The sequence below is a fragment of the Mannheimia glucosida genome, assembly GCF_046267875.1.
GTDB classification, from domain to species: domain Bacteria; phylum Pseudomonadota; class Gammaproteobacteria; order Enterobacterales; family Pasteurellaceae; genus Mannheimia; species Mannheimia glucosida.
Genome location: NZ_CP176502.1, coordinates 2,138,591 through 2,155,077, shown reverse-complemented (window position 1 = coordinate 2,155,077; position 16,487 = coordinate 2,138,591). Strand labels below are relative to the sequence as shown.

Annotated in this window: 16 protein-coding genes; 14 read left to right on the top strand and 2 right to left on the bottom strand. The window is 40.9% G+C overall.

The window, feature by feature from the left end; genetic code table 11:
- Positions 1-2 precede the first annotated feature (2 nt).
- Genes ACJ7Z2_RS10385 through ACJ7Z2_RS10375 form a run of 3 tightly spaced genes read left to right on the top strand, consistent with a single transcriptional unit; the run spans position 3 to position 2,867 of the window.
- Positions 3-1,190, top strand: coding sequence for a hypothetical protein (locus ACJ7Z2_RS10385; RefSeq protein WP_126301758.1), 1,188 nt, complete (start codon positions 3-5; stop codon positions 1,188-1,190).
- Positions 1,183-2,067 carry a glycosyltransferase family 2 protein gene (locus ACJ7Z2_RS10380; protein WP_409500251.1) on the top strand — a complete coding sequence of 295 codons (885 nt, stop codon included), beginning with the start codon at positions 1,183-1,185 and terminating at the stop codon, positions 2,065-2,067. The genes ACJ7Z2_RS10385 and ACJ7Z2_RS10380 overlap by 8 nt, the downstream gene beginning before the upstream one ends.
- Positions 2,067-2,867 (top strand): glycosyltransferase family 2 protein, encoded by an 801-nt coding sequence (locus ACJ7Z2_RS10375; protein WP_409500250.1) that lies wholly within the window; start codon positions 2,067-2,069, stop codon positions 2,865-2,867. The genes ACJ7Z2_RS10380 and ACJ7Z2_RS10375 overlap by 1 nt, the downstream gene beginning before the upstream one ends.
- A 40-nt stretch (positions 2,868-2,907) precedes the next feature.
- Here ACJ7Z2_RS10375 and msrA read toward each other — a convergent pair whose 3' ends face one another.
- Entirely contained in the window at positions 2,908-3,414 is a 507-nt protein-coding gene (gene msrA, locus ACJ7Z2_RS10370) for a peptide-methionine (S)-S-oxide reductase MsrA (RefSeq protein ID WP_409500249.1), read from the bottom strand.
- 177 nt (positions 3,415-3,591) lie between these two features.
- Between msrA and ACJ7Z2_RS10365 the strand changes: the two genes are divergently transcribed.
- The 3 genes from ACJ7Z2_RS10365 to deoD all read left to right on the top strand — a co-directional run bounded on the left by ACJ7Z2_RS10365 (position 3,592) and on the right by deoD (position 6,509).
- The gene (locus ACJ7Z2_RS10365; RefSeq protein ID WP_154704575.1) at positions 3,592-4,854 is read left to right on the top strand and encodes a NupC/NupG family nucleoside CNT transporter; all 1,263 of its coding nucleotides are present in this window, start codon (positions 3,592-3,594) and stop codon (positions 4,852-4,854) included.
- Between the two features lie 141 nt (positions 4,855-4,995).
- A complete protein-coding gene (gene deoC, locus ACJ7Z2_RS10360) occupies positions 4,996-5,772 on the top strand; it encodes a deoxyribose-phosphate aldolase (RefSeq protein WP_409500248.1) in 777 nt (258 codons plus the stop codon).
- Positions 5,773-5,792: 20 nt separating this feature from the next.
- Positions 5,793-6,509, top strand: a complete 717-nt coding sequence (gene deoD, locus ACJ7Z2_RS10355) for a purine-nucleoside phosphorylase (RefSeq protein ID WP_154704573.1) — start codon at positions 5,793-5,795, stop codon at positions 6,507-6,509.
- Between the two features lie 78 nt (positions 6,510-6,587).
- On the opposite strand, the gene ACJ7Z2_RS10350 is transcribed toward deoD, so the two are convergent.
- The gene (locus ACJ7Z2_RS10350; RefSeq protein WP_409500247.1) at positions 6,588-7,439 is read right to left on the bottom strand and encodes an AraC family transcriptional regulator; all 852 of its coding nucleotides are present in this window, start codon (positions 7,437-7,439) and stop codon (positions 6,588-6,590) included.
- A 114-nt stretch (positions 7,440-7,553) separates the two neighbouring features.
- Between ACJ7Z2_RS10350 and ACJ7Z2_RS10345 the strand changes: the two genes are divergently transcribed.
- The 8 genes from ACJ7Z2_RS10345 to ACJ7Z2_RS10310 all read left to right on the top strand — a co-directional run bounded on the left by ACJ7Z2_RS10345 (position 7,554) and on the right by ACJ7Z2_RS10310 (position 16,482).
- The gene (locus tag ACJ7Z2_RS10345; RefSeq protein WP_409500246.1) at positions 7,554-7,985 is read left to right on the top strand and encodes an organic hydroperoxide resistance protein; all 432 of its coding nucleotides are present in this window, start codon (positions 7,554-7,556) and stop codon (positions 7,983-7,985) included.
- A gap of 19 nt (positions 7,986-8,004) precedes the next feature.
- On the top strand, positions 8,005-8,679 hold the full coding sequence (locus ACJ7Z2_RS10340) for a nitroreductase (RefSeq protein ID WP_409500245.1): 675 nt from the start codon (positions 8,005-8,007) through the stop codon (positions 8,677-8,679).
- Positions 8,680-8,744: 65 nt separating this feature from the next.
- Positions 8,745-9,869: an NADH-dependent flavin oxidoreductase gene (locus ACJ7Z2_RS10335; protein WP_409500244.1), complete on the top strand. Its 1,125-nt coding sequence runs from the start codon at positions 8,745-8,747 to the stop codon at positions 9,867-9,869.
- An 83-nt stretch (positions 9,870-9,952) separates the two neighbouring features.
- Entirely contained in the window at positions 9,953-10,570 is a 618-nt protein-coding gene (locus ACJ7Z2_RS10330) for a glutathione S-transferase family protein (RefSeq protein WP_409500243.1), read from the top strand.
- A 142-nt stretch (positions 10,571-10,712) separates the two neighbouring features.
- Entirely contained in the window at positions 10,713-11,654 is a 942-nt protein-coding gene (argC, locus tag ACJ7Z2_RS10325) for an N-acetyl-gamma-glutamyl-phosphate reductase (RefSeq protein WP_409500242.1), read from the top strand.
- A 141-nt stretch (positions 11,655-11,795) separates the two neighbouring features.
- Positions 11,796-12,650, top strand: a complete 855-nt coding sequence (gene argB, locus ACJ7Z2_RS10320) for an acetylglutamate kinase (RefSeq protein WP_409500241.1) — start codon at positions 11,796-11,798, stop codon at positions 12,648-12,650.
- Between the two features lie 12 nt (positions 12,651-12,662).
- The gene (locus ACJ7Z2_RS10315) at positions 12,663-13,847 is read left to right on the top strand and encodes an aspartate aminotransferase family protein (RefSeq protein WP_409500240.1); all 1,185 of its coding nucleotides are present in this window, start codon (positions 12,663-12,665) and stop codon (positions 13,845-13,847) included.
- Between the two features lie 211 nt (positions 13,848-14,058).
- Positions 14,059-16,482, top strand: a complete 2,424-nt coding sequence (locus tag ACJ7Z2_RS10310; RefSeq protein WP_409500239.1) for a DMSO/selenate family reductase complex A subunit — start codon at positions 14,059-14,061, stop codon at positions 16,480-16,482.
- Positions 16,483-16,487: the final 5 nt, after the last annotated feature.

Sequence of the window (16,487 nt, the reverse complement as noted above, 5' to 3'; positions counted from 1 at the left end):
AAATGTCAGCACTCATTAACTTATTTTATCTTTACGACCCGTGGTTTTTCCATTTTTTAAGAATGGCGTTTGTAGCAGGGCTTGTTGCTTGTGGCTATTTGGTTTTCCAAATAATCAAGGGCAAATCGAATGGCATTATTATTCCTAAAGATAGCCTGATTGTAATTATTGCATTAATCGGCTTTAGTATTATTCCATTATTGATTAACAGTACAAAAGAAATTGGTGTGCTGGCAATGTATGTCAAAATGCTGATTTTATTTGTATTCGGGATTGCCATTTATAATGTTTTTTATCATAACCAACAAGGTAAAACTTTATTCGTTCGTGATTTAAAAATCGGCATTGTTATTCAATGGATTTGTGGTGTAACAGCCTTATTAGGTTTGCCGTTTATGGTGGATTTTTTATTATCTAGCAATGCAATGATGCCTCGCTTTTTTGGTTCGGAACAAGAATACCGTTTATATAACATCACCTCTTCTGCCTTTTTCCAATTAAGTATTTTTTATTTAATGCTATTACATTTTTTATTGGCATATAATAAAAAAACAGATGCGGTGAATGAGTGGTTTTTATTTTTACTATTATGTATCGGCTTAATTTCAGGTCGAACTTTTTTATTAATATCGGTTATCAGTATCGCCCTTTATTTTAAATGGAAATATATATTACCGCTGATTGCATTTACTGCTTTAATTCTATTTTTGGCGATTGTGTTTCCGGAAAATCGTTATGTTGAACACGCCTTAGAACCGGTAATTAATTTATTATCCGGCACTGGAAAAGTCAGCTCTTCAACCGATAATTTAGTGAAAAACCATCTGTTTTTACCGACTTTAAATCAGTTTATTGCCGGTGATGGTTTATATTACACCAAAACAGGGGGCTATTATGGTGGCTCGGATTCCGGCTATATTCGCCAAGTATTATATGGTGGGGTAAGCTATATGTTGGCGTGTTTTGTCTTCACTTGCTATTTTGTACGCAAAGTGGCAGTGAATTGGTTTGAAGGTAGTTGGATTTTTACCTTATCCACTATCGGCATTTTAGCTATTTTAAATATTAAGGCGGATACCTTTGCCTTCCCGGGGCTGATGATGCTGTTTTTAATGTTCTTATCGCTGTTTGGAACAAGCGGTCGGAATGTGACAGTTTTTTGCAAAAACAAAGAGGCTGAAAATGTTTAGTATTATTGTGCCTTCTTATAACCGCAATCAAGAAATCAATGCGTTGCTTGAGAGTTTAAAGCAACAAACAGCGTATAATTTTGAAGTGATCATTGTTGATGATTTCTCAAAAGATCCTGTGGAAGTGAATAAAAATTATCCTTTTGAGGTAAAGGTTATTCGAAATAATCCAAATGTAGGGGCAGCACAAAGCCGAAATGTAGGGGCAGCTAATGCCACACAAGAATGGCTGTTGTTTTTAGATGATGATGACCGCTTTATGCCTGAAAAATGCCAACGTTTAGCAGTGGAGATTGCGAACAATCCAACTGCTAATTTTGTGTATCACCCGGCAAAATGTGAAATGGTAAATGAAGGTTTTACCTACGTTACCCAGCCGTTTAAACACAAAAGTGACTTAACTAAAGAGAATATTCTGAAAGCGAATAAAATTGGCGGTATGCCGATGATTGGTTTGAAGAAATCACTTTTTTGCAAAATTGGTGGATTATCTAACCGCTTACGATCACTTGAAGATTATGATTTCTTACTGAAATTATTGGAAGAGCCGAGTTTTGAGCCATTGTATGTGGATGAAGCCTTGACCTATTGTACTTTCCATACCAAGCGTTCTAGTGTTTCAACCGATACCACTAATACCGAAAAGGCGATTGAGTATATTCAACAAACTTATATCAAAACATCTGAGCAGGCGAATAATTTTAAGCTCAATTCGCTTTATATTTTAAGTTATCCACACGTAATGAATTTATCCCGCAAGGCAGCCGGTTATTATTTTGAGATGTTTAAACAGACTAAAAATATCAAACAACTGATTATTGCGTTGGTTATTTTTATTTCGCCGAAGTTGGCGATTAATTTGAAAAGGTTTATGTAATGAAATTTTCCGTTTTAATGTCTTTATACATTAAAGAGCAACCGCAATATTTAAGAGAATGTTTTGAAAGCTTGAAAGTACAAACTGTGCAGGCTGATGAAATTGTCGTTTGTTTTGATGGTGCAGTTACGCCTGAATTAGAGGCGATTGTAGAAGAATATAGTGCAATTTTGCCGATTAATGCGGTGAAATTCCCACAAAATCGAGGTTTAGGTAAAACGCTAAATGATGGGCTAACCCATTGTAAGAATGAATGGGTTTTCAGAATGGATACAGACGATATTTGTGTGCCGGAACGTTTTGAGAAACAAGTGGCATTTATTGAACAGAATCCTGAAACCGTGATTTTTGGCGGGCAAATTGCTGAGTTTGGGCAAGATATTCACGATATTGTCGCTTACCGCAATGTACCAACCACGGCAGAGGAAATCGTCAGATTCACTCGCTTGCGTTGTCCGTTTAACCATATGACAGTTGCTTATCAGAAATCCAAAGTGTTGGAAGTAGGCGGCTATCAAGATCTGCAAGAAGATTACTATTTATGGATCAAACTCATTGCTCAATTTAAACAAGTGGCAAACTTACCGGATTTATTAGTCTATGCCCGAGTCGGCAACGGAATGGTTGGCAGACGGCGTGGAATGGCCCAAGCAGAGGCAGAATGGCGTTTATATAAATTAAAAAACCGCTGCCAGATTCACGATCCGATTTCAGGTTTTGGGATTTTTCTAATGCGTGCAATTCCACGTTTATTGCCACTTTCTGCGTTGAAGAAAGTCTATGGGCTGCTGAGAAAGTAAGTTATAAAAGAAAACCACAGATTGCTCTGTGGTTTTTTTGTTATTGATTTTTCAAAATTTCATTCATCAGCTGAATATCAATATGGCAGTAGCCGTTTGGGTTTTTGACTAAATATTCTTGGTGATACTCTTCGGCAGGGAAATATTGCTCTAACATTTGGTTTTCTACTGCCAGCGGTTTATCAAATTGGGTCTGCAATTGGGTAAGTGCAGCAGTTACCACCGGTTCGTCTTGTGGGTCAGTATAATAAATGCCGGTGCGATATTGAATGCCAATATCGCCACCTTGCTGATTAATACTCACAGGATCAATCACTTTAAAGAAATAATCTAATAATGTTACCAAGCTGATTTGGTTGGCATCATAAGTTACTTTTACCACCTCAGCGTGTCCGCTGCCTGCACACACATCTTGGTAAGTCGGATTGTCAGTATTGCCATTAGCATAGCCTGATTGAGCCTTAAGTACACCATTAATCCGTTGCATAAAAGATTCCACACCCCAGAAACAGCCTCCGGCTAAGTAAATTTCACGAATATTTTGCATATTACCTCTCTATCTTGTGTAACTTTTTTTAAAATTTAACCGCTTGTGATGAATAATAAAATACCATAATTTGGTTTTTGTCAATTTTTGTCTTAATTGATGATAATTTCGCAAGATTTTTTACGTAAAAATAGGTATAGTATCGGCACTTTTTAGTTATTTTATATTAGAGGTTCTATGGGTACGCTAAATAGCCTTTTAGGCATTATTGTTTTACTGCTTATTGCATTTTTATTTTCAACTAATAAGCGTTCGATTAGCTTACGTGCAGTATTAGGTGCGTTAGCATTACAGGTTGCTATTGGTGCATTAGTGCTTTATGTTCCGGCAGGACGTGATGCCTTAAATGCAATGGCAAATGGTGTGTCAAAAGTGATTTCTTATGGTAATGAGGGGATTTCATTTTTATTCGGTGGCTTAGTCAGCGATAAAATGTTTGAAGTATTTGGCGGAGGTGGTTTTGTGTTTGCCTTCCGTGTGCTTCCAACCATTATTTTCTTCTCTGCTCTCATTTCCTTGCTTTACTATATTGGTGTGATGCAATGGGTGATCCGCATTTTAGGTGGTTTATTACAAAAAGCATTAGGTACTTCAAAAGCGGAATCAATGTCTGCCGCAGCGAATATCTTTGTAGGACAAACTGAAGCACCACTGGTAGTAAAACCGTATATTAGTAAAATGACTGAATCTGAACTCTTTGCGATTATGGCAGGTGGTTTAGCCTCTATTGCTGGTTCGGTAATGGCAGGTTACGCTGGAATGGGGGTGCCACTCACTTACTTGATTGCTGCTTCCTTTATGGCTGCTCCAGCAGGTTTATTATTTGCGAAGATTATGGTACCACAGACTGAAAAATTCCGTGATGAATTAGAATCGGTAGATTTAGAAAAACCGGCAAATATTCTTGATGCGGCAGCAGCTGGTGCAGGCTCTGGTATGCAACTTGCCTTAAACGTAGGGGCAATGTTAATTGCATTTGTCGCATTAATTGCATTAATTAACGGTATTTTAGGTGGTGTAGGTGGCTGGTTTGGCTACGAAACCTTAAACTTAGGTCAAATTTTCGGTTGGATTTTCAAACCGCTTGCATGGGTAATCGGTGTACCTTGGGAAGAAGCTGAAATTGCAGGTCAAATGATTGGTTTAAAACTTGCGGTGAATGAATTTGTTGGTTATTTAGAGTTTGCTAAATATTTAACTCCTGAGTCAACCGTGCATTTAAGTGAAAAAACAGTTGCAATTATTACCTTTGCACTTTGTGGCTTTGCAAACTTCAGCTCGATTGCGATTCTAATCGGTGGAATTGGTGCAATGGCACCTAATCGCCGTGGAGATATTGCACGCTTAGGTATTAAAGCGGTTATTGCAGGTTCACTTGCAAACTTAATGAGTGCAACTATTGCAGGTTTATTTATCGGCTTAGGCGGCGCAGTTTTATAAAAACACTCTGATTAAAACCACTAGAAATAGTGGTTTTAATCTTTTTAGCTCAACGTAAACGGTTGCATTACTGTATGCTATTTACAAGCGGTTAAATTTTTATATTATTTTACAAATAAGAAGAATGAAAAGGAGGAAATAATGACATTGAAAGATTCGGCAAAATTGGCGTTATCTTTGATGGATTTAACGACACTGAACGAAAATGATACAGATGAAAAAGTCATTTCGCTGTGTCAGCAAGCTAAAACATTATATGGCACGACTGCTGCAGTATGTGTTTACCCCCGTTTTGTGCCGATTGCGCGTAAGACATTACAGTCAGAAGGTATTGAACAGGTGAGAATTGCGACGGTGACTAATTTTCCTCACGGTAATAGCGATGTTGAAATTGCCGTTGCTGAAACGAAAGCTGCTATCGCTTATGGGGCTGATGAAGTTGATGTTGTCTTTCCATACAAAGCATTGATTAGCGGTGATGAAAAGGTCGGTTTTGAACTGGTAAAACAATGTAAAGCCATTTGTGCGGCTAATAATGTGTTACTTAAAGTTATTATTGAAACTGGTGAATTACAAACTGAAGAATTAATTCGCAAGGCGAGTGAGATTTCTATTCAAGCAGGTGCGGATTTTATCAAAACATCTACCGGTAAAGTTGTGGTGAACGCAACATTAGACTCAGCTCGTATTATGCTTGAAACCATTCGGGATTTAAATGTTGCGGAAACTGTTGGCTTTAAAGCTGCCGGAGGGGTAAAAACCTCAGAAGAAGCGGCACAATATCTAGCACTCGCAGAGTCAATTTTGGGTAATGATTGGGTGAATGCTGCACATTTTCGCTTCGGTGCATCAAGTTTATTAGCTAATTTATTAGCGACATTGAATGATGAGCAGCAACAAGCTGCTCAAGGTTATTAATTAGTAAAGAGGAAAATAAAATGGCAACTCCACATATTAACGCACCTGAAGGTGCTTTCGCAGACGTTGTAATTATGCCGGGCGATCCGCTTCGTGCTAAATATATTGCTGAAACTTTTTTAGAAGATGCAAAAGAAGTAACTAATGTTCGCAATATGTTAGGCTATACCGGCACTTATAAAGGTCGTCGTATTTCAGTAATGGGGCATGGTATGGGGATTCCATCTTGCTCGATTTACGCTAAAGAGCTAATTACCGAATATGGTGTGAAGAAAATCATTCGTGTCGGTTCTTGCGGTGCGGTACGTAACGATGTCAAAGTGCGTGATATTGTAATCGGTGTTGGGGCTTGTACCGATTCTAAAGTAAACCGTATTCGCTTCCGTGATAACGATTTTGCGGCGATTGCTGATTTTGATATGACATTAGCTGCTCACCAAGCAGCTAAAGCGAAAGGCATTGAAGCTCGTTTCGGTAATTTATTCTCAGCCGATTTATTCTACTCACCTGATGTCGAAATGTTTGATGTAATGGAAAAATACGGCATTTTAGGCGTAGAAATGGAAGCAGCAGGCATTTATGCGGTAGCGGCAGAGTATGGAGCAAAAGCATTAGCAATTTGCACCGTTTCAGACCATATCCGCACCGGTGAGCAAACTACCTCTGAAGAACGTCAATTAACCTTTAATGGTATGATTGAAATTGCGTTAGAGTCAGTATTAATTGGCGATAAGTAGTAATTTCTAACCTGACAAGCGGTGAAATTTTGCAAAAAATTTGCAGAATTTGACCGCTTGTTATTTTTGATTCTTCCTTTATCTTCCTTTCGGGCTTTCGCCAAACTGTCTTTTATATTCTCGACTAAACTGGCTTGGGCTTTCATAGCCGACTTGATAGGCGGTTTCACTCACGCTTACTCCTGCTTGTAGTTTTTCCCTTGCCGCATTTAGTCTTAACGATTTCTGATATTGCAGTGGTGTCATTGAAGTTACGCTTTTAAAATGAGCGTAAAACCCCGCCACGCTCATTCCTACCTCTTCAGCCAGTGCTGACATATTTAGTGTATCGGCAAATTTTCTTTCTAAGATTTTTGTTGCATTGGCAATTTTAGCAATATTGCCATCTTGAGAGAGTAGAGAGCGTATATAGCCACCTTGCTCAGATTGTAATAAATAGAAATAGAGTTCGTTTAATATCAATGGTGCAAGAAAATGAATATGATTTGGAGAATTAAGCAAATTTAGTAAGCGTAACAAACAGTCTTTAATTTCATTCTCCAGCTCCCATTTAGTGCGTTGATTAATGTTTTCACTTATTTTCTGTGGGGGAAGCTGCGTGATAATTTTGGCAATAAGATCAAAATCCAAGCGTAGTGAAATCGCAAGATAAGGCTGATTTTCTGCAACTGATAAGGTTTGGGTAACAATCGGCAAATTCACAGGGCAAAACATCATTTCCTGATTACCGAAGACTTGGCAATGTCCATTGGTACAGATTTGCCGCTCGCCTAATAATACTACACATAAACTTGGGTCTTGGATATAACCGTTAAATCTAATAGAACGATCGGCAGCGTGAACGGTTAGCCCTGAAATGGGAGTAGCCCAAAGTTCATTTTTTGGAGCGAGGGTAAAAATAGATTCAATAATAGCTCGATGATCTTGCATAATAATCTCACTTTTAGAAAATTAGGCATATTTTATAGAAAATCAGGCAAGACGACAAATAGCAAAAAGCGGATAATATCCCCAATCAAATAAAGCATTTAATAGGAGCAAAATATGAAAATTTTCTATCGCACTTCGGCAACAGCAACAGGCGGACGAGATGGCCATACTCGTGTAGATGACGGTTCTATCGGTTTTGATTTAGTCGGTTTCCAAAATGAAAGTGGCAAAGTAGGCACTAATCCGGAACAATTATTCGCAATGGGCTATGCTGCCTGCTTTGACAGTGCAATGAATCACGTTGCCCCAACCTTAGGCATTAAGCCAACCAAATCCAGTACCACTGTTGCAGTGGGGATTGGTCAAAAAGCTGACGGTGCTTTCGGTTTAGATTTAGACATCACTATTACCGTTGAGGGCATTAGTGCGGAAGAAGCGAAAACCTTAATCAGCAAAGCCCACGAAGTTTGCCCATATTCAAATGCAACCCGTGGTAATGTAGATGTGCGTTTACACGTTAAAGTCGTGAGTGAATTTGATTTATAAAAGAAGATAGGATGCGAAAATGTTAGATTTTGAAACAACGGTTAAAACACGTCAATCAATCCGCAAGTTTTTACCGACTCCTATGACGGAAACTGAAATCAAACAAATTCTTGTCGATGCTCAAAATGCCCCTTCGGCTTGTAATACACAGCCGTGGTTAGTACACGTTGCCTCTGGTGAAACGCTAGCACGCTTAAAAGCTCGTTTTAAAAAGACTTTTGAAGCAGGCATTAATGATGCCGATTTTGAGTTCAATCAAACGAAATTTACCGGTGACTACGAACCACGTTGGCGTAATCAATACAGCCACGTTTTCACCACCAGCTATGGCATTCCCCGTGAAGACAAAGCCGGTCGCCAAGTGGTGTATGATGACAATATAATTGGTTACGGAGCTCCGCATATGGCATTCCTGTTTATGCCAAGCATTGACGGACACGATGTCAATATTGCCAGCGATGTCGGTATGTATTCGCAAACTTTCTTGCTCTCACTCACCGCTCGTGGTTTTGGCGGCATTCCGCAACTTGCGATTGCGATGTTTGCTAAAGATGTGCGTGAAGAGTTAGGCATTCCGGATAACTACAAATTACTCCACGCCATTTCGTTCGGACACCCGGACTGGGACGCAATGCAGAACAAACACCATTTAGGGCGTGTGCCGGTGGAAGAGAGTGCGACCTTACATTGGTAATGAACAAGCGGTTGATTTTTCGCAAAAATTTGCAAAAATCAACCGTACTTTTTGAGGAGAATACGATGACAAATTTATTTACCCCTTACACCCTGAATAACAATGTAGAAATTAAAAACCGCCTTGTGGTTGCCCCAATGACCCATTCTTCATCGAACGATGATGGCACAATTAGCGAACAAGAACGCCATTTTTTGCATAATCGTGCGGCGGATATGGGCTTATTTATCACCGCAGCAACCGGGGTAATGCGTAACGGCAAGGCGTTTTACGGCCAGCCGGAAGCCCTTGACGAACGCCATTTAGCAAGCCTGACTGAAACTGCCAATATCTTGAAAAATCAAGGCACCAAAGCGATTTTGCAAATTTTCCACGGTGGTGCACAAGCCATTCCAGCCTTACTTGACGGGGCGAATGCGGTTGCTCCGTCTGATCACGCCAACGGTGCTAAAGCCCTGATGGCAGATGAAGTAAACCAAATGATCCAAGCCTTTGCCAACGCCACCGAGTTAGCCATTCAAGCCGGTTTTGACGGAGTGGAAATTCACGGGGCTAACGGCTATTTAATTCAACAATTCTTCTCGGCTGAATTTAATCTGCGTCACGATGAATGGGGCGGCAGTCTTGAAAAACGCTTGCGTTTCCCGTTAGCTGTGGTTGATGCGGCAGTCAACGTGCGTGAAAAACACCAACGCCCTGATTTTATTATCGGCTACCGTTTTTCACCGGAAGAGCCGGGCGAACAGGGCTTAACGATGACCGATACTTATGTCTTAATTGATGCACTCTGTGAAAAACCGTTGCAATATTTGCACATTTCACTGTGGGATTTCGGCAAAAAAGCCCGCCGTGGTGCAGATACCAACCTCACCCGTATGCAGCTGGTACACCAACACATCAACGGGCGTTTACCGCTGATCGGCGTGGGTAACTTATTAACCGGCGAACAGATCCGCAACGCTTATGCAACAGGCTGGGCAGAATTTATCGCCTTAGGTAAAGCGGTAATGATCAACCCGAATGTAGCGACCTTGTTGAAAGAAAATCGAGACAGCGAGATCGTCAGCGAGCTTGACCCGCAACAAGCCGACCACTACGGCATTCCGGACAGACTATGGGGCTACTGCGTGCAAGGTGGTGCTTGGTTACCGCCGCTTAAAGGACAAAGCTGGCAACCAATGGATATTTAATCATTACAGACAAGCGGTCATTTTTTTGTGAAAATTTGCAATTAAAGTGACCGCATTTTTTCAATTATCTGAAGGGAAAAATTATGATTACGTTACATTACCTGAACAATTCCTGCTCTCACCGCATCGTTTGGTTGTTGGAAGCCTTAGGCTTGGATTACGAGCTAAAAATCTACCATCGTGAAGAGAGCGGTTTTGCACCTATGGAGATGAAAGCCTTACACCCGCTTGGTAAAGCACCGGTGCTACAAGATGGTGATTTGGTGCTTGCCGAGGGCAATGCGATTATCCAGCATCTGATTGCCCGTTACGCCGAAGGGAAACTTGAGCCGACTCGTGGTAGCGAAGCCTATTCAATGTATCACTACTGGTTGTCGATTTCTGCTTCATTATTCTCGGCAAACCTTGTGACAATGTTGGCTAATCGCTCTGATCTCGGAGCTTTTGGCGACTACGCAAAAGCGCAGACTCCGCTGTATTTTAACCATATTGAGCAAACACTTTCAGATAAAAAATGGATTGTGGGTGATGAACTAACCGGTGCGGATTTTTCTCTCTGTTTCCCACTACAATGGGGGCGTAATTTTGTTGAAATGGCAAATTACCCGAATATTGCACGCTATTTAGAACAGGTGGAAAATCACCCTGCTTATCAAAAAGCGAATCAAAAAGCCCTGAAGCTTGATATGAATAGATTTTAATACTCTTTTTAATCCCTAACATTTTGTTAGGGATTTTTGAATATAAAATCAATTAATATGAATAATTATTCAAAAATAAACTTGAGTTTAGCCTTAAATAGTCTTAGACTACTGAGCAGAAAAAGTCAAAGAAGGATTTTTAATGAGCAAATACAAGATTTTTGTTGATGGAGCAGTAGGAACAACAGGACTACGCATTCATGAACGGTTAAGCCAAGCGGACGATATTGAATTATTAACCTTGCCGGAAGCACAACGGAAAGACTTGAGCGCCCGTGTGGCAAAAGTAGCGGAGGCAGATTTAACTTTCCTCTGTTTGCCGGATGAAGCCTCGAAAGAATTGGTAGCCAATGCACCGGAAAATGCCCGAATTTGCGATACTTCAACCGCTCATCGAGTGGATCCTGATTGGGTTTACGGGTTTGCAGAATTAAGCGGACAACGTGAAAAAATCAAAAATGCCAAGCGTGTTGCGGTGCCGGGTTGCCACGCCACAGGCTATATTGCGTTGGTTCGTCCATTGGTGGAAAAAGGGATTTTGCCTGCCGATTACCCTTTAAGTTGTCACTCTTTAACCGGCTATTCAGGTGGTGGCAAAGCGATGATTGCCGACTATGAAAATGAAAACCGCCTAAATGCGTTCAATGCCCCTCGTGTTTACGGCTTAGCTCTCCAACACAAACATTTGCCTGAAATGCAAGCACTTACTCAAATGCAAAACCCGCCGATTTTCACTCCTGTGGTTGCCGATTATTACAGCGGGATGTTAGTCACTGTGCCATTGCCGATCTCTGCCTTGCAAGCGGTCAAATCCGGCGAAGAAATTGCAAATTTGCTCGCCGATTACTACCAAACCAGCCGACTAATTCACGTTCACCCTTTCCAAGCACTACCCGAAGACGGAATGCTTGCTGCTAATGCTTATGCAGGCAAAGACAGCTTAGAGATTTTTATTTACGGCAATAGCACCCAACTTTTACTCGCCGCCCGTTTTGACAATTTAGGCAAAGGGGCATCAGGTGCCGCAGTGCAATGTATGAATATTATGTTGGGGAGAGATGAGGTTGAGGGGTTAAATATTTAATGATTTATCTCGCCTCTTTAGCAAAGAGGGGCTGGGGGAGATTTGGCAGAAATCATTTACTCTCATAAGGATTTAGGCATTGTAATCAAATCTCCCCTACCCCCGCTTTTCTAAAGAGGGGAACTCTATAGTGAGGAAAGTATGCAACAACAAGAAATCGATCAATTTGCAAATTTATTGGAAAAATCCACCGCTTGTTTGGCGAAATGGCAGGGTAAAATTATCGTGGTGAAATATGGCGGTAACGCGATGATTAATGAAGAGCTGAAAAAATCGGTGATGGCAGATCTGCTGTTACTTCATCGTTTAGGCGTAAAAGTGGTGCTGGTACACGGTGGCGGGCCGGAGATTTCACAAGGCGTGAAATTATTAGGCAAAGAACCGCAATTTATCAACGGGTTGCGTGTTACCGATAGTGATACGATTAACGTGGTTTTGCAAATGTTGGCAGGCAAAGTTAATAAAAGCCTTGTTGCTTTATTGAAAGGGAAAGGCATTGGGCTATGCGGGATTGATGGGGCGATGTTGCAATGCAAAAAATTAGAGGCAGAGGTGGATTATGGCTTTGTGGGCGATATTGTGAAAGTCGATCCAACCGTGATTGAAATTGCCCTTAATGCAGGTTTCATTCCGGTTGTTTCCACGGTGGGCGTTGATGAAAACGGGCAGGCTTATAACATTAATGCAGACACCGCCGCCAGCGAGATTGCGATTGCGTTACAAGCAGGGAAATTGGTCTCGATGACCGATATTGCGGGCTTATTGCGAGATCGCTTTGATGAAAGCACCTTAATTCCGGAAGTGGAAGTAAGCGAAGTGCAGTCCCTGATTGAGCAAGGCATTATTGCCGGTGGGATGATCCCCAAAATTGCGTGCTGTACCGATTTCATCAAGGAGGGTGGCTCTGAGGCAAATATTATTGACGGGCGAATCGACCACGTAATTTTGGTAGAAATGTTCGGTGGCAAAAACGGAACACGGTTTTATAAAAAATAACAGGAAAGTGAAATGACAAGCAGTAATACGATTAAGCAATTAGATAAGGATTATATCGCCCAAACCTATGGCAGATTTGACCTTGCACTGTCGCACGGAAAAGGTTGTGAAGTGTGGGATTTTGAGGGCAATAAGTATCTCGATTTTACCAGTGGCATTGGGGTAAACAGTTTAGGCTGGGCAGATGAGGATTGGCTACAGGCCGTTACTGAACAAGCCGGCAAATTGGCTCACACCTCGAACCTGTTTTTTACCGAACCGGCAAGCCAATTAGCCCAAAAATTAGTGGCTGCAAGCGGTCTAAAACGAGCATTTTTTTGCAATTCAGGGGCAGAGGCAAATGAGGGGGCAATTAAAACCGCCCGTAAATATAGTTTCGACAAATACGAAGCCGGTCGTTCAACAGTTTTAACTCTCGTCAATTCTTTTCACGGGCGAACTATTTCAACCCTTGCTGCTACCGGGCAAGATGTTTTCCACAAGCATTTTTTCCCCTTTACCGAGGGCTTTGAATATTTACCTGCAAATGACATTGAGGCATTGAAAGCTCGCTTGGAAACCGAGAACGTTTGTGGGATTTTGCTGGAAGTAGTGCAGGGCGAGGGCGGTGTTTGTTCATTAGAGGCTGATTACCTGCACGCTGTGCAAAGCCTATGCCAAGAAAAAGATATTTTATTTATGATTGATGAGGTGCAAACCGGCATTGGGAGAACAGGTACAATCTTCGCTTATCAACAATTTGATTTAACGCCTGATTTAGTCACGCTCGCTAAAGGCTTAGGCGGAGGTTTGCCGATTGGAGCTTTCTTGTTAGGCGAAAAAGTGGAAATGACATTAGGCAAAAGCGACCACGGCTCGACCTTTGGTGGCAATCCTGTTTCCTGTGCTGCTGCAAATGTAGTAATCGATAAAATCAACGCCGAATTTCTCTCCCAAGTGCAACAAAAAGGGCAGTTGTTACAGCAACGCTTAGCGAGCTTACCAAAAGTTAAATCCGTTTCAGGCTTAGGTTTAATGCTCGGCGTAGAATTTGAGGAAGGCATTTTAGCCGCTGACGTTGTTGCAAAATGTATCGAAAAAGGCGTGCTGTTTTTAACAGCCAAAAGCAAGTTAAGATTACTCCCAGCGCTGATTATATCGGAGGAGCAAATTGAGCAAGCTGTGAACATACTGAGAGAGGTTTTAAAAAGTTATTAATTTTTTTATATCGTTTTGGTTTGATAAATTCAGGGGCTACTAATAAGTAGTCCTTGTTTATTTTAGAGTATTTTATCAGGTTAATGAGAATGCTTTCTATTTTTAAGTTATTGATTTTATTGGTATTTATATTTGTTTTGATGTAAGTCAATTTATTTATACTTCTTTTGGGTTAAAGTTTAATTTACTTAATCTAAGTGGGGGAAATTATATGAGTGATTTTAATCTTAGCTTAAATCGTCGTCATTTTCTGAAAACCACATCAGCAGCGGGTTTGACTGCTGCAGCTTCCGGCTTATCTCTTCCTTTTACAGCGAAAGCTGAATCTATCCCTGTTAAAACAGTAAATGATGAAAAAATTGTTTGGAGTGCTTGTACAGTAAACTGCGGTAGCCGTTGTGCTTTGCGTATGCACGTTAAAGACGAGCAAATTACTTATGTAGAAACCGATAATACGGGGACAGAAACTTATAATGTTGATCACCAAGTACGAGCTTGTTTACGTGGCCGTTCAATGCGCCGTCGGGTTTATAATCCTGATCGCTTGAAATATCCGATGAAACGTGTAGGCAAGCGGGGCGAAGGAAAATTTGAACGTATCACTTGGGATGAGGCTTTAACAATAATAGCGGCTTCACTAAAGAAAAATATTGCTCAATATGGAAATGAGAGTATTTATTTAAACTATGGTACAGGTACTTTAGGGGGAACTATGACAAAATCATGGCCTCCTGGTTCAACTATGGTTGCACGGTTGATGAATTGTATAGGGGGATATCTCAATCATTATGGTGATTATAGTACAGCACAAATTGCTGTTGGGCTAGATTACACCTATGGTGGAGGTTGGGCATTAGGTAATGGAATGGCTGATATAGAAAACTCTAAGCTTATTGTATTATTTGGCAATAATCCTGCGGAAACTAGAATGAGCGGAGGAGGGTTAACTTATTGTATTCAGCAAGCTAAAGCAAAATCTAATGCGAAATTAATTCTTATTGATCCCCGCTATACGGATACCGGTTTAGGTAAAGAAGATGAATGGATTCCTATCCGTCCTGGTACAGATGCGGCGTTAGTGTCGGCTCTTGCTTATGTGTTGATTACGGAAGATTTGGTTAATCAGCCATTCCTTAATAAATATTGTGTTGGCTATGATGAGAAGACCTTGCCAGCAAGTGCGCCCCAAAATGGGCACTATAAAGCCTATATTTTAGGGCAGGGAGAAGATGGTATCGCTAAAACCCCGGAATGGGCATCGAAAATCACCGGTATTTCGGCAGAGCGTATAGTGAAATTAGCTAGAGAAATAGGCTTAACGAAACCAGCTTGTATTTCACAAGGTTGGGGGCCGCAACGTCGTAGTAATGGTGAAATTCTTTCTCGTGCGATTGCGATGTTACCTATTTTGACTGGGAATGTGGGAATCAGTGGTGGTAACACAGGTGCTCGTGAAAGTACTTACAGTATTCCGTTCGTGCGTATGCCGACTTTAACTAACCCGGTAAAGGCCAGTATTCCAATGTTCCTTTGGACGGATGCGATCATTCGTGCAACGGAAATGACTGACAAAACAGATGGTATTCGTGGTGTAGAACGTTTGACTGCTCCAATTAAAGTTATTTGGAACTATGCGAGTAATTGTTTAATTAACCAACATGCGGATATTAATCGTACTCATCAGATTCTACAGGATGATTCTAAGTGTGAGCTTATTATTACTGTCGACAACCATATGACCTCAACAGCGAAATATAGCGATATCTTGTTACCTGACTGCACCACATCTGAGCAAATGGACTTCTGTTTAGATGCTTTCACTTCCAATATGAGCTACATCATTTTTGCAGATCAAGTGGTCAAGCCACCATTTGAGTGCCGTAATATTTACGATATGTTGAGTGATTTATCAGAAAAATTGGGAGTAAAAGAGCAATTTACTGAAGGTCGTACACAGGAGGAGTGGCTACGCCATATTTATGAACAATCTAGAGCACGACTCCCTGAATTACCCACGTTTGAGAATTTTAGAAAACAAGGTATTTTCAAAAAAGTCGATCCGAATGGTTTCTATATTGCTTATAAAGATTTTCGAGAAAACCCAGAGGCTAATCCATTAGCAACACCATCAGGTAAGATTGAAATTTATTCAGAACGCCTAGCAGAAATCGCTCAAACGTGGGAGTTAGACAAAGATGAGGTTATCCATCCATTACCAATTCATGTCGATAGTTTTGAGCATTACGGAGACCCGTTAATAGAAAAATACCCACTGCAAATGTGTGGTTTTCACTATAAAGCCCGTACACATTCAACATATGGCAATGTGGATGTGTTGAAAGCTGCAGCACCGCAAGAAGTTTGGATTAATCCGATTGATGCAGAACCTCGGGGCATAAAAAACGGCGATATGCTGAAAATTTTTAATGATCGTGGTGAAGTCCATATCAATGCCAAGGTTACTCCTCGTATTATGCCGGGTGTAGTGGCTTTAAGTGAAGGTGGTTGGTACGCCCCTGATAATAAAGGAATCGATCACGGAGGTTGTGTGAATGTGTTAACAACACAGCGCCCATCTCCTTTAGCTAAAGGTAATCCACAACATTCTAATTTGGTTCAAGTTGCAAAATTATAGGAGTA